At 74.7% G+C, this 12,689-nt stretch carries 9 protein-coding genes; 4 read left to right on the top strand and 5 right to left on the bottom strand.

What is annotated here, in order from left to right:
- Positions 1 to 45: 45 nt before the first annotated feature.
- Positions 46 to 1,437 carry an aspartate aminotransferase family protein gene (locus ACI79O_RS11595; RefSeq protein WP_456914201.1) on the bottom strand — a complete coding sequence of 464 codons (1,392 nt, stop codon included), beginning with the start codon at positions 1,435 to 1,437 and terminating at the stop codon, positions 46 to 48.
- A gap of 220 nt (positions 1,438 to 1,657) precedes the next feature.
- Between ACI79O_RS11595 and ACI79O_RS11590 the strand changes: the two genes are divergently transcribed.
- Positions 1,658 to 3,097, top strand: a complete 1,440-nt coding sequence (locus ACI79O_RS11590) for an aldehyde dehydrogenase family protein (protein ID WP_456914200.1) — start codon at positions 1,658 to 1,660, stop codon at positions 3,095 to 3,097.
- Positions 3,098 to 3,157: 60 nt separating this feature from the next.
- On the opposite strand, the gene gabT is transcribed toward ACI79O_RS11590, so the two are convergent.
- Positions 3,158 to 4,510 (bottom strand): 4-aminobutyrate--2-oxoglutarate transaminase, encoded by a 1,353-nt coding sequence (gabT, locus tag ACI79O_RS11585; RefSeq protein WP_456914199.1) that lies wholly within the window; start codon positions 4,508 to 4,510, stop codon positions 3,158 to 3,160.
- Between the two features lie 158 nt (positions 4,511 to 4,668).
- Between gabT and ACI79O_RS11580 the strand changes: the two genes are divergently transcribed.
- On the top strand, positions 4,669 to 6,174 hold the full coding sequence (locus ACI79O_RS11580; RefSeq protein WP_456914198.1) for a PucR family transcriptional regulator ligand-binding domain-containing protein: 1,506 nt from the start codon (positions 4,669 to 4,671) through the stop codon (positions 6,172 to 6,174).
- Positions 6,175 to 6,276: 102 nt separating this feature from the next.
- Entirely contained in the window at positions 6,277 to 6,768 is a 492-nt protein-coding gene (locus ACI79O_RS11575; protein WP_456888202.1) for an Lrp/AsnC family transcriptional regulator, read from the top strand.
- Positions 6,769 to 6,817: 49 nt separating this feature from the next.
- Here the strand turns inward: ACI79O_RS11575 and ACI79O_RS11570 are convergent, their stop codons facing one another.
- Both ACI79O_RS11570 and speB read right to left on the bottom strand, forming a co-directional pair.
- On the bottom strand, positions 6,818 to 8,713 hold the full coding sequence (locus tag ACI79O_RS11570) for a primary-amine oxidase (RefSeq protein WP_456914197.1): 1,896 nt from the start codon (positions 8,711 to 8,713) through the stop codon (positions 6,818 to 6,820).
- The gene (gene speB / locus ACI79O_RS11565) at positions 8,710 to 9,750 is read right to left on the bottom strand and encodes an agmatinase (protein WP_456914196.1); all 1,041 of its coding nucleotides are present in this window, start codon (positions 9,748 to 9,750) and stop codon (positions 8,710 to 8,712) included. The genes ACI79O_RS11570 and speB overlap by 4 nt, the downstream gene beginning before the upstream one ends.
- A 403-nt stretch (positions 9,751 to 10,153) precedes the next feature.
- On the opposite strand from speB, the gene ACI79O_RS11560 reads away from it, so the two are divergent.
- Positions 10,154 to 11,683, top strand: a complete 1,530-nt coding sequence (locus tag ACI79O_RS11560) for an APC family permease (protein ID WP_456888206.1) — start codon at positions 10,154 to 10,156, stop codon at positions 11,681 to 11,683.
- An 87-nt stretch (positions 11,684 to 11,770) separates the two neighbouring features.
- On the opposite strand, the gene ACI79O_RS11555 is transcribed toward ACI79O_RS11560, so the two are convergent.
- Positions 11,771 to 12,655 carry an endonuclease domain-containing protein gene (locus tag ACI79O_RS11555; protein WP_456914195.1) on the bottom strand — a complete coding sequence of 295 codons (885 nt, stop codon included), beginning with the start codon at positions 12,653 to 12,655 and terminating at the stop codon, positions 11,771 to 11,773.
- Between the last annotated feature and the right edge of the window lie 34 nt (positions 12,656 to 12,689).

Below are 12,689 nucleotides of genomic sequence, written 5' to 3'. Positions count from 1 at the left end.
GTCCTGGGCCGCAGGACGTGCGGATTGCTTCCCATGCCTCGCCGATCACAGCCGGGCCCAGGCCTCGGTCAGCACGCTGCGGAGGATCTGCTCCATCTCCTCGAACTCGGCCTGCCCGCAGACCAGCGGCGGGGCGAGCTGGATGACCGGGTCACCGCGGTCGTCGGCGCGGCAGTACAGGCCGGCGTCGAACAGCGCGCCGGAGAGGAACCCGCGCAGCAGCCGCTCGGACTCCGCGGCGTCGAAGGTCTCCTTCGTCGCCTTGTCCTTCACCAGCTCGATCCCGTAGAAGTACCCGTCGCCGCGGACGTCGCCGACGATCGGCAGGTCCAGCAGCTCCTCCAGCGTCGCCCGGAAGGCGCCCTCGTCGTCGAGGACCCGCCGCTCGAGCCCCTCCTCGGCCATGAGGTCGAGGTTGGCCAGGGCCACCGCGCAGCTGACCGGGTGCCCGCCGAAGGTGTACCCGTGCGGGAACGACGCGGTGTCGCGCAGGAAGGGCTCGACGACGCGGCTCGAGGCGATCATCGCGCCGATGGGGGAGTAGCCCGAGGTCATGCCCTTGGCGCAGGTGATCATGTCCGGCACGAAGCCGAACTTCGTGCACGCGAAGGTCGTGCCCAGCCGGCCGAAGGCGCAGATCACCTCGTCGCTGACCAGCAGCACGTCGTGCCGGTCGCAGATCTCGCGCACCCGCGCGAAGTAGCCGGGGGGCGGCGGGAAGCAGCCGCCGGCGTTCTGCACCGGCTCCAGGAAGACGGCGGCCACCGTGTCCGGGCCCTCGAAGAGGATCGCCTGCTCGATCTGGTCGGCCGCCCACCGGCCGAACGCCTCGGGGTCGTCGCCGAACACCGGAGCCCGGTAGAGGTTGGTGTTGGGCACCCGGACGCTGCCGGGCACCAGCGGCTCGAAGGGCTGCTTGAGCGCGGGGATGCCGGTGATCGACAGCGCCCCGTGCGTGGTCCCGTGGTAGGCCACCGCCCGGCTGATCACCTTGGTCTTCTGCGGCCGGCCGGTCAGCTTGAAGTACTGCTTGGCCACCTTCCACGCCGTCTCCACGGCCTCGCTGCCGCCGGTCGTGAAGAAGACCCGGTCCAGGTCGCCGGGAGCGGCGGCGGCCAGCCGCTGCGAGAGCTCGATCGCCGTCGGGTGGGCGTAGGACCACAGCGGGAAGAACGCCAGCTGCTCGGCCTGGCGGGCGGCGGCCTCGGCCAGCACGCGCCGGCCGTGGCCGGCCTGGACGACGAACAGGCCGGCCAGGCCGTCGAGGTACCGGCGTCCGCGGTCGTCGTAGATCGACGCGCCCTCGCCGCGGACGATCACCGGCGGCGGGGTGTCGCGGTAGGCGCCCATGCGGGAGAAGTGCAGCCACAGGTTGGCGGTCGCGTCCGCACCGATGCCCTGGTCCGGCGTCGCGACGTCCTGCTCCGTGGTGGTCATGGGTACGGATCCCGTCGTCAGGAGGAGCGTGCGGTGCGTGGATCGTAGTCCCGGGGCCTCCGGACGGGCCAGACCGTCGGTCGCCGGCCGGTCCCCGCCGACGTCCGCGGAGTGCCACGACGGCGTCCCCGGACCGCGGCGGTGGACGGATCGGCCGTCCCGGGACCCGACTCTCCTCCGGCACGCTCGCTGCGCAGCCCCGCGTCCCCGAGGAGGAACCGTGACCACCACCCCGTACTGGATCGCCGGGCGTCCCGCGCACGGCGGCGAGGTGCTCGAGGTCCGCTCGCCGCACGACGGGTCGCTCGCCGGCCGGACCACCACCGCCACCGCCGACGACGTCGAGACCGCGGTCGCCGAGGCCGCCCGGGTGCGCCGCGAGTTCGCCGCCACCCCCGCGCACGTGCGGGCCGCCGCCCTCGACCACGTCTCGCGCCGGCTCGCCGAGCGCGCCGAGGAGGTCGCCGCGCTGATCACCGCCGAGTCGGGCAAGCCGCTGAAGTGGTCCCGGCTCGAGGTCGCCCGCGCGGTGTCGACCTTCCGCTGGGGCGCCGAGGAGGCCCGCCGCTGGTCGGGCACGCTGCAGCGGCTGGACACCGACCCGGCGGCCACCGGCCGGATGGCGCTGGTGCGGCGCGTCCCCCGGGGCCCGGTGCTCGGCATCGCCCCGTTCAACTTCCCGATCAACCTGGTGGCCCACAAGGTGGCGCCGGCGATCGCCGTCGGTGCGCCGATCGTGCTCAAGCCCGCCCCGGCCACCCCGCTGACGGCGCTGCTGCTCGGTGAGCTCCTCGCCGAGACCGCGCTGCCCTCGGGCGCCTGGTCGGTGCTGCCGGTCCCGAACGAGGTCGCCGCCGACCTGGTCCGCGACCCCCGGCTGCCGGTCGTCTCGTTCACCGGCTCGGTGCCGGTGGGCTGGTCGATCAGGGAGTCCGCGCCGCGCAAGCACGTCACCCTCGAGCTCGGTGGGAACGCCGCCGCCGTCGTCGGGCCGGACCAGGACGACGAGAAGTCCCTGTCGTGGGCGGCGTCGCGGATCGCGACCTTCGCCATGTACCAGGCCGGGCAGTCCTGCATCTCGGTGCAGCGGGTGTTCGCCCACCGCGCGGTCGCCGAGGCGCTGACCACGCGGGTGGTCGAGGCGGTGCAGCGGCTGGCCACCGGCGACCCCACCGACGAGAGCACCGACGTCGGCCCGCTCATCGACGAGGCCGCCGCCCGCCGGGTGGAGAGCTGGGTCGCCGACGCCGCCGCCGCCGGCGCGCGGGTGCTCACCGGCGGGCAGCGCACCGGCGCGACGTACGCGCCCACCGTGGTCACCGACGTCCCCGCGACGGAGAAGCTGGCGTGCGAGGAGGTCTTCGGCCCGGTGGTGGTCATCGACGTCGTCGACTCGCTCGACGAGGCCTTCGACCGGGTCAACGACAGCCGCTTCGGCCTGCAGGCCGGGGTGTTCACCCGCGACCTGCAGGTGGCCTTCCGCGCCGCCGCGGTGCTCGACGTCGGCGGCGTGGTGATCGGCGACGTGCCCAGCTTCCGCGCCGACCAGATGCCCTACGGCGGGGTCAAGGACTCCGGCACCGGCCGGGAGGGCGTGCACGCGGCGATGGAGGACCTCACCGAGGAGCGCGTCCTGGTGCTCACCGGCATCGAGGTGTAGCCCCCCGCGGCACGAGGCCCCGGTCCCTGCGGGGACCGGGGCCACGTGCCGCCGGGCGGGTCAGCCGACCTGCGCGGCGAACGCGGCCACGAGGACCTCGAGCCCCTCGCCGAGCAGGTCCTGGCCGATGACCAGGGGCGGCAGGAAGCGCAGCACGTTGCCGAACGTGCCGGCGGTCAGGACGACGACGCCCTCGGCGTGGCAGGCGCGCGCGATGCGGCCGGTGAGGGCGGCGTCGGGCTCGGTGGTGCCCGGCCGGACCAGCTCGACGGCGATCATCGCGCCCCGCCCGCGGACGTCGCCGATGGCCGGCGTGCGCGCCTGCAGCGCGCGCAGGCGGGGGAGCATGGTGTCGCCGATGGCGCGTGCGGCGCCGGCGAGGTCGCGCTCGCGCATGGTCTCGATCGAGGCCAGGGCGGCGGCGCAGGCCACTGGGTTGCCGCCGTAGGTGCCGCCGAGCCCGCCGGTGTGCACGGCGTCCATGATCTCGGCGCGGCCGGTCACGGCGGCCAGCGGCAGGCCGCCGGCCATGCCCTTGGCCAGGGTGACCAGGTCGGGGACGACGCCCTCGTGGTCGGAGGCGAACCAGTCGCCGGTGCGGCAGAAGCCGGTCTGCACCTCGTCGGCGACGAAGACCGCGCCCGACGCGCGGCACCACTCGGCCAGCGCCGGCAGGAAGCCCGGGGCCGGGACGACGAAGCCGCCCTCGCCCTGGATCGGCTCGATGAGCACCGCGGCGACGTTGGCCGCGCCGACCTGGGCCTCGATCTGCGCGATGGCGCGGGCGGCGGCCTCGGCCCCGGTGAGGCCGGGCTCGTCGCGGAACGGGTAGGACATCGGGACCCGGTAGACCTCGGGCGCGAACGGGCCGAAGCGGTGCTTGTACGGCATGTTCTTCGCCGTCAGCGCCATCGTGAGGTTGGTCCGGCCGTGATAGGCGTGGTCGAACACGACGACGGCCTGCCGGCCGGTCGCGTGCCGGGCGATCTTGACGGCGTTCTCGACGGCCTCCGAGCCGGTGTTGAACAGCGCCGACCGCTTCTCGTGGTCGCCGGGGGTGACCCGGGCGAGCTCCTCGCAGACGGCGACGTAGCCCTCGTAGGGCGTGACCATGAAGCAGGTGTGGGTGAAGGCCGCCACCTGCTCCTGCACCGCGGCGACGACCCGCGGGGCGGCGTTGCCGACGTTGACCACCGCGATGCCCGAGCCCAGGTCGATCAGCGAGTTGCCGTCGACGTCGACGACCACCCCGCCGCCGGCGCGGTCGACGAACACCGGCAGGGTGGTGCCGACCCCGGCCGACACGACGGCGGCCCGGCGGGCCATGAGCTCCTGCGAGCGGGGACCGGGGACCGGGGTGACCAGCCGGCGCTCCTGGGGCAGCGTGGCGGTGGGCTCGAGCAGGTCGGTCACGGCAGCTCCTCGGTCTGGCGGATGGGCCGGCGGGACGGGCCGGCTGCCTCCGGCGGGGGAGGCTCCCCCTGCGAGTGTGGGACGCCCGCCACACCGGCGGTACCGTCCACACCGGCGCGTCGTGGGGGCGCGGATGTCCACTCTGTCAGGAGTCCTCCGTGCCGGTCACCGTCGCCGACCTGGTCGCCGACCCGGCGCTCGACCTCGTGCTGCACACGCCAGGGGGTGGGGTGGACCGGCCGGTGTCCTGGGTGCACGTCAGCGAGCTGGCCGACCCGACGCCGTTCCTCGAGGGCGGGGAGCTGCTGCTGACCACCGGCCTGGCGCTGCGCGAGGAGCCCGTCGGCCCGTACGTCTCGCGGCTGGCCGCGGCCGGCGTCGTCGGGCTGGGCCTGGGCACCGGGCTGGGGGTGGACGCCGTCCCCGCCGAGCTGGTGGCCGCCGCCGAGGGCGCCGGGCTGGCGCTGCTCGAGGTGCCCCGGCGGACGCCGTTCATCGCGCTGTCCCGCACCGTCTCGGCCGCGCTGGCCGCCGACGAGTACGCGGCCGTGGCCCGGGCGGCGGCCGCGCAGCAGGAGCTGACCCGGGCCGCGCTGGCGCCCGGCTCGCCGGCCCCGCTGCTGCAGCGGCTGGCCCGGCAGGTCGCCGGCTGGGTGCTGCTCCTCGACACCGCCGGCACCGTGCTGGAGGCGGTCCCGCCGTCGGCGGCCGAGCGGGCCGCGGCCCTCGCGCCGGAGCTGGACCGGCTGCGGTCGGTGCGCGCGCCGGCGAGCGCGGCGCTGTCCGGGCCGGGGGAGACGGTGCTGCTGCAGTCGCTGGGCACCGAGCGGCGCACGCGGGGCTTCCTGGCGGTGGGCCGGCCCGGGCCCGTGGGCGCGGCCGACCGGCACGTGGTCAACACCGCGGTCGGCCTGCTGACCCTCCGCCTGGAGCAGTCGCGCGGGCTCGACAGCGCCATGGCCGCGTTGCGGGCGGCCCTGCTGCGGATGCTGCTGGCCGGCGAGGAGGCCGCTGTCGCCGACACGGTCGCCGCGCTGGGGGAGCGGCTGCCCGCCGAGCCGCTGCGGGTGCTGGTGGTCCTCGGCGCCGCCGGTCGGCGCGCGGCCGCCGTCGACGTGGCCGCCGACGCCGCGGCCGCCGCCGGCTCGGCGTCCTTCTCCGCCGAGCTCGACGGCGCGCTGGTCCTGCTCGTCGCCTCCGACGGGCCGCTACCCGAGCGGTTGGAGGCGCTGCCCGAGCGGGTGCCCGACACCGCCGTCGGGATCTCCGGCCCGGTGCCCTGGGGGCGGCTGGCCGACGGCGTGCGCCAGGCCCGGCAGGCCGCGGAGCACAGCCGGGCGCGCGGCGGCGGGGTCACCTCGTTCGCCGGCCTCGCCGGGCAGGGACTGCCGGCGCTGCTCGACCCCGCGGCCACCCGCGCGTTCGCCGACGCGCTGCTGGCGCCGCTGGCGGCCGCCGACCGCGCCGGTGCCGGCGATCTGGTCGACTCGCTGCGGGCCTGGCTGGCCCACCACGGGCAGTGGGAGCCGGCGGCGGCGGCCCTCGGCGTGCACCGGCACACGCTGCGCAAGCGCATGCGGCGGGCGGGGGACCTGCTCGGCCGCGACCTCGACGAACCCGGCACCCGGGTCGAGCTGTGGCTGGCCCTGCACCCGCCCGCGTAGCGGCACCGGCGGCCGCGGGACTGACCCGGACGGGTGCCGCCCGGGTGGGCCGGGGCGCCGGCCTCGCTAGGCTGCGGGGACAGCGGCGGCCGGGAGGGGGCGGTGGCGATCCGGGAGCGTGAGTTCGTCCTGGACGACGTCTCCAGGGCGATCATCGAGCAGCTCCAGCAGGACGGCCGGCGTCCCTACGCCCGGGTGGCCCACGCCGTCGGGCTGTCCGAGGCCGCCGTCCGCCAGCGGGTGCAGCGGCTGCTCGACGCCGGGGTCATGCAGGTCGTGGCGGTGACCGACCCGATGCAGGTCGGGTTCTCCCGCCAGGCGATGGTCACCGTGCGGACCGCCGGCGACCCGCGCGTCGTCGGCGACGCGATCGCCGCGCTGCCCGAGGTCGTCTACGTGGTGGTCACCGCCGGCCCGGCCGACCTGCTCGTCGAGGTGGTCGCCGAGGACGACGACCAGCTGCTCGGGACCGTGGCCCGCATCCGGGCCGTCGAGGGCGTGACCTCCACCGAGACGCACATCTACCTGGGGCTGCGCAAGCAGACCTACGCCTGGGGCACCCGCCGCCCCGACCTGCCGGCCGCGGGCCTCTAGGACCCGCGGACCGGCACGCCGGTGGCCGGCGTCGTCGGGGAGGCGCCCGTCAGTGGCAGTGCCGCGCGGCGGTCGGCGGCACGTCGAGGGCGGGGTTGCGGTCGAAGAAGCCCACCGGCCGGAGCTGGAAGGACACCGTGTCGACGGGCATGACCGGCCAGTCCTCGGGCCGGGTGACGTGGTGGATGCCGAACACGTGCCAGAGCACGATGTCGGTGTCGGCGATGGGCCGGCCGGCCTCGATCCACCGCGGCAGCCCGGCGTCGCGGCGGCTCTGGTTGCAGAACTCGCCGGCCGGCCAGCGCTCCTCCTCGTCGTAGCGGGTGACCCAGAGCGGGTGCGCGACGACGCCGGCCCGCTGCAGGATCGGTGAGGACGGGTCGGCCAGCGGCGGGATCCCCGCGCCGGACACCAGCTTGTAGCCGGGCGGGGTGCCCAGCCGGGTGGTCCGGGTGCGGTTGACCACCTTCCAGCTGCGCTGGGAGGCCCAGTCGGGGTCCTGGCCGCCCTCGGCCTCGGTCTCCAGCGGCCGGGTGCGCTGCACGACCGCGAGGCCGTAGGGGTTCTGCGGCGAGATCGGCGCCGCCTCGCTCTCGGAGACCAGCACGGTGTTCTCCGGCCCGTCGACCTCCATGTCGAGGCGGGCGACGACGAAGTGCTGGTGGAACGGCGCGTAGGTCTGCTCGTCGACGACCGTGCCGTACGGCGGCGGGGTGTCCGCGTAGGAGGTGGTCACCATGATCCCGGTGGCGCGGACCTCGCACTCGATCGTGCCGTCCTGGTAGAAGCGCCAGTAGGTCAGGTACTCGTAGTTGGCCACCGTGGCGTGGAACGAGACCACCATCCGCCGGGACCGCCGGACCTCGGCGCCGGCCTTCTCGTCGACGTGCTTCCACAGCACGCCGTCGTCCTCCTCGTGCAGGCAGATGGCGTTCTTGATCGTGTACGGCTCGCCGCGGGTGTCGTGCAGGACGGCGTCGACGTAGGTGATCTCGCCCAGGCAGTCGCAGCCGAGCTCCAGCGACGTCGTCATGAAGCCCAGGCCCCACTCGCCGATGTCGAACGCGGTGCGGCGGTAGTGGTCGGGGCCGGGGTCGCGGTAGGGGACCACCATCTCGGCGAAGGACAGCCGGTGCGCGATCGACCGGGTGCCGGTGCCGTCGTCGTAGCCGACCCGGTGGATCACCAGGCCCTCGCGGTGGTTGAAGCCCAGCCGCATCGTCCAGTTCTGCCAGCGCAGCTCGCAGCCGTCGAGGCGGAACGACACGCCCTCGGGCTGGGTGATCTCCAGCGGCTTCAGGTCGCTGCGCGGCACCAGCCCGGGGACCAGCGAGGGCGCGTACTCGCCCATGGCGAGGTTCGGCCCGGGTGGCGGCGTGTCCTCGACCCGGAGCAGCTCCATGGTGTTGAGGTCGACGACGAAGTGCAGCCCGTTGACCGGGTTGGCGTAGGGGTTGCCGCCGGGCACCGAGCGGCGCCACACGTCGGTCCAGCCCACCCGCCGGTCCCGCAGCCCCTCGGGGATGAGCGAGTGGCCGTAGGCCCAGGTGTCGATGAGGACCAGGTCGAGGTCGGTGATGCCGCGCGTGGCGAGCGCCTCGACGACGGTGGGGTGCCGGATGAGCGCCTCGTGGGCCTCGTGCCACTCGTCGAGGGTCATGTTGGGCTGCTCGCCGGGCACCGCCTCCCACGAGAGCACGGCGTCGTCGGTGAGGGACACGACGGCCTTGTAGGCGGTGCCCTCCTCGCGGCTCCAGCAGGTGACCCGGGCCTCGCGCCGGATCGTGTCGCCCGGGGTGAACGCGCGGACGACGTCCTTGGCCGGTTCCTTGAGCTCGATCGAGGCGAAGCGCCAGCGCTCGTCGACGCCCCGGTCGCGGCGCAGCACCGCGGCGGCGGCGCGGAACTCGTCGGCGTTGAGCGGGTCGAGGGGGTGGGCGGTCATGCCTGGGTCTCCGGGGTGGTGTGGGGGCGGTCGGCGAGGAGGGGGAGGGAGGGGTCCCAGCGGGTGCCGTCGCGGGCGTCGCGGCGGCGCCGGGCGATGGCCGAGAGGGCCTCGAGCACCACCCGGTTGGCGAGGGCGGCGGTGATGTCGGCGTGGTCGTAGGGCGGGCTCACCTCGACGACGTCGACGCCGACCACCGGCAGCTCGAGGCAGGTGCGGCGGACGGAGTCGAGCAGCTGGCGCGCCGACAGCCCGCCCGGTTCGGGCGTCCCGGTGCCGGGTGCGTGCCCGGGGTCGCAGACGTCGATGTCGACAGACAGGAACACGCCCTCGCACTCGTCGGTGGCGATGCCGAACGCCTCGGTCAGGCAGGCCTCGAGCCCGCGGTGGCCGATCTCGGTCATCTCGTAGGAGCGCATCCGCTGGCGCGCCATCCAGTCCAGCGTCTCCGGGGGCGGCCAGTAGCCGCGCAGCCCGATCTGCAGGAACCGGTCGCCGCGCAGGGCGCCGGACTCGATGAGCCGGCGCATGGGCTGGCCGTGACCCCACAGCGAGCCGAACTCGATGTCGCCGGTGTCGGCGTGCGCGTCGAAGTGGATCATCGAGACCCGGCCGTGGCCGAGGACGTTGGCCACGCCCTTCGCGTCGGCGAAGGCGATCGAGTGGTCCCCGCCGAGCACGACCGGGACGGCGCCGGCGCGGGCCACCTTCTCCACGGCCGCCTCCAGCGCGGGCAGGGCGGTCGCGATGTCGCCGGAGTACATCTCGACGTCGCCGGCGTCGACCACCCGCAGGTCGCGCAGCCCGTCGGTGCGCAGCGCCAGGCTGGGCCGGGACCCGTCGTGGCCCAGGTAGTCGGTGGTCCGGATGGCGTGCGGCCCGAACCGGGTGCCGGGACGGTGCGACGTCCCCCCGTCGAACGGCGCACCCAGGACGACGACGTCGGCGTCGGCGTAGCTGGCGGGGTCGTCGAGGTCGCAGCGGTCGACGCCGAGGTAGGTGACGTCGGGCCCGTACTGGGCGCCATAGCGGGTCATCGTGTCGCGGTCCGATCGGTCGTGCGGTCGCGGTGCCCGCAGCGTACGGGTCCATCCTGACGACGGGATCCGCGGTGTCAAGGAGGGCGGGCGACGGATTCGGGGGATCGTGGGTCCTCGGAGCGCTCGTTGCGGCGTCCCCGGCCGGGACCGCCGCTGCTCGGTGTGGGCCGTGCGGACGATCGACGGAATGCGTCACGAGCGTGCCGACACGCGCCGGAAACAGTCGCCGTGCATCCTCCTCACGCAGCGATCAGTGTGCCGGAGTGTCGACACCCCGGACGGCGGGTGTACGGCGCGGACCCTTCCCCTCCCGCGACGGTCACCCGATCGTCTCTCGCTGTGACCCGGCGCACAGGCCGGGCCTGGCTCCACGCCGTTCGGCGCAACGAGGAGGACGTGCATGACCCTGGACCAGCGGCCGGCGCCCGGACCGGCGGACCTGAGGGCCAAGGGGCTCTCGAGCAACTCGGTGGGGCTGCTCGCCAGCGTCGTCCTGGGGATCTCCAGCATCGCGCCGGTCTACGCGCTCACCGCGACGCTCGGCCCCACGGTGACCGAGGTCGGCCTGCAGATGCCGGCCGTCTTCCTCGTCGGCTTCATCCCGATGCTGCTGGTGGCCTACGGCTACCGGGAGCTCAACCGGGTGGCGCCGGACTGCGGCACGTCGTTCACCTGGGCCACCAAGGCGTTCAACCCCTACGTCGGCTGGCTCGCCGGCTGGGGGGCGCTGCTGGCCACGATCATCGTGCTGTCCAACCTCGCCGGGGTCGCGGTCTCCTTCTTCTACCTGCTGCTGGGGGAGATCACCGGGTCGGAGAGCCTCGCCTCGCTGGGCGACGACCGGCTGGTCAACGTGCTGACCTGCGTCGTGTTCGTCGCCCTGGCCACCTGGGTCACCTACCGCGGGGTGGAGGTCACCAAGCGGGTGCAGTACACCCTGGTGGGCTTCCAGATGGCGGTGCTGCTGCTGTTCGTCGTGCTCGCGCTGGTCAAGTCCGGCTCGGCGCCCGGCGGCATCCCCTTCGAGTTCTCCTGGCTCGACCCGACCGCGATCTCCTCGTTCAGCGCCTTCACCGCGGGGCTGTCGCTGTCGCTGTTCATCTACTGGGGCTGGGACACCTGCCTGACGGTCAACGAGGAGACCACCGGCTCCGCGCGGACGCCCGGCCGCGCCGCGCTGGTGACCATCGCCGTCATCGTGCTCACCTACCTGACCGCGGCGATCGCGGTGCAGATGTACGCCGGCATCGGCACCGAGGGCACGGGCCTGGGCAACCCGGACACCGGGGACAACGTCTTCGCCGCGCTCGCCGGGCCGGTGCTCGGCCCGGGGCTGGCGTTCCTGCTCTTCCTCGCGGTCGTGGCGAGCTCGGCGTCGTCGCTGCAGACCACGTTCCTCCCGCCGACCCGCACCCTGCTGGCGATGGCGACCTACGGCGCGCTGCCGAAGGGCCTGGCCGACGTGCACCCGCGCTACCGCGGCCCGTCCACGGCCACGCTCGTGGCCGGTGCCGGGACGGCGCTGTTCTACGTGGGGATGACGCTGATCAGCGAGAACGTGCTCATCGACACGATCTACGCGCTGGGCCTGATGATCTGCTTCTACTACGGGATCACCGCCTACGCCTGCGTCTGGTACTTCCGCCACGAGCTGCGCCGCAGCGCCAAGGACCTCCTGGTCAAGGGCGTCATGCCCCTGCTGGGCGCGCTGATGCTGACCGCGGTGTTCGTCCAGACGGCCATCGACACCCTCGACCCGGCCTACGGCAGCGGCTCGTCGGTGTTCGGCCTGGGCAGCGTGTTCGTCATCGGGATCGGGCTGCTGGTGCTGGGCGCGGTGCTCATGCTGGTGTGGCGCTCGCGGCACCCGGAGTTCTTCCGCGGCGAGACGCTGCGCCAGGACACCCCGTCGCTGGTCTTCGACGACTGACCGAGCGGCCTGCTCCGCGAGTCGATCATCGGACGTGTGCACGGTCGTGCGGCGTGCCCGCGCGTGTCGCGTGCACACGTCCGATGATCACGTGACGGGCCCGCCCGGGCGCCAGCCGCGGCCGACCAGGGCGGCTCGCGAGCGCTCGACCACGACGGCGGGTCCACCCAGGTGCCGCGCGGCGAAGCGCAGCACCAGCCACCCGCCGGCCGTCATGAGCGAGTAGCGATCGACGTCCCGGCCGAACTGGCCGGCCTCGGCGTGCTGCCACCCCTCGTACTCGACCGCGACGCGGTACCGCTCCCAGCCCAGGTCGGCGTGCGCGACCACGCGGCCGGACCGGTCGAGGACGGGCACCTGCACCTGCGGGCTGGGCAGATCGCTGGTCGCGAGCCAGTAGCGCAGCAGGCTCTCCGGACGGGACATCGACCCGCCGTCGAGCAACACGGCGCACGTCCGGGCCGCCACCACCCCGCGGACACGGTCCGCGCGGACCAGCCGGCCGTCGAGTGCTGCACGGGTCAGGGCGCCGGTCCGGAGCAGGGCGTCGCCGACCGCGACCAGCTCGGCGGCCGGGAGTCTCGGGGCGAGGTCGAGGAACGTCTGGGCGCCGGAGGTGACCCGCAGCCCGTCCAGCTCGGCGACGTCCTCGCTGCGCAGGTCCCTGACCGCCACGGCCAGACCGCGCCGTCGAGGCAGCACCGGCCGGGGTCGCAGTACGACCTGGACCTCAGGTGGAGGGTCAGTGTGTGCGCCGAGCAGGGCAGCGGCCGTCTCGAGGCCGAACGCGGCGTCGGGTGGGAGCAGCCGGGTCCACGCCCGGCAGCGGACGGCCAGCGACGACGGTTCCGCCCGGGACAGGTACAGGCCACGGGAGAGCTCCTCGCCGCCTTCCGCGATCTGGCGCCGCGTCGCTCCGCGCCGCCGGGCGTCCGTCCACGTCCAGCTCGACCCGAGGTCCAAGGGTTCCATGCGGCCACGCTCGGGCCGGCCGGCGCCGGTGCTG

This window comes from Geodermatophilus sp. SYSU D00696 (genome assembly GCF_054050235.1).
The sequence above is the reverse complement of the archived record's forward strand: the minus strand, read 5'-3'. Positions and strand labels throughout refer to the sequence as shown.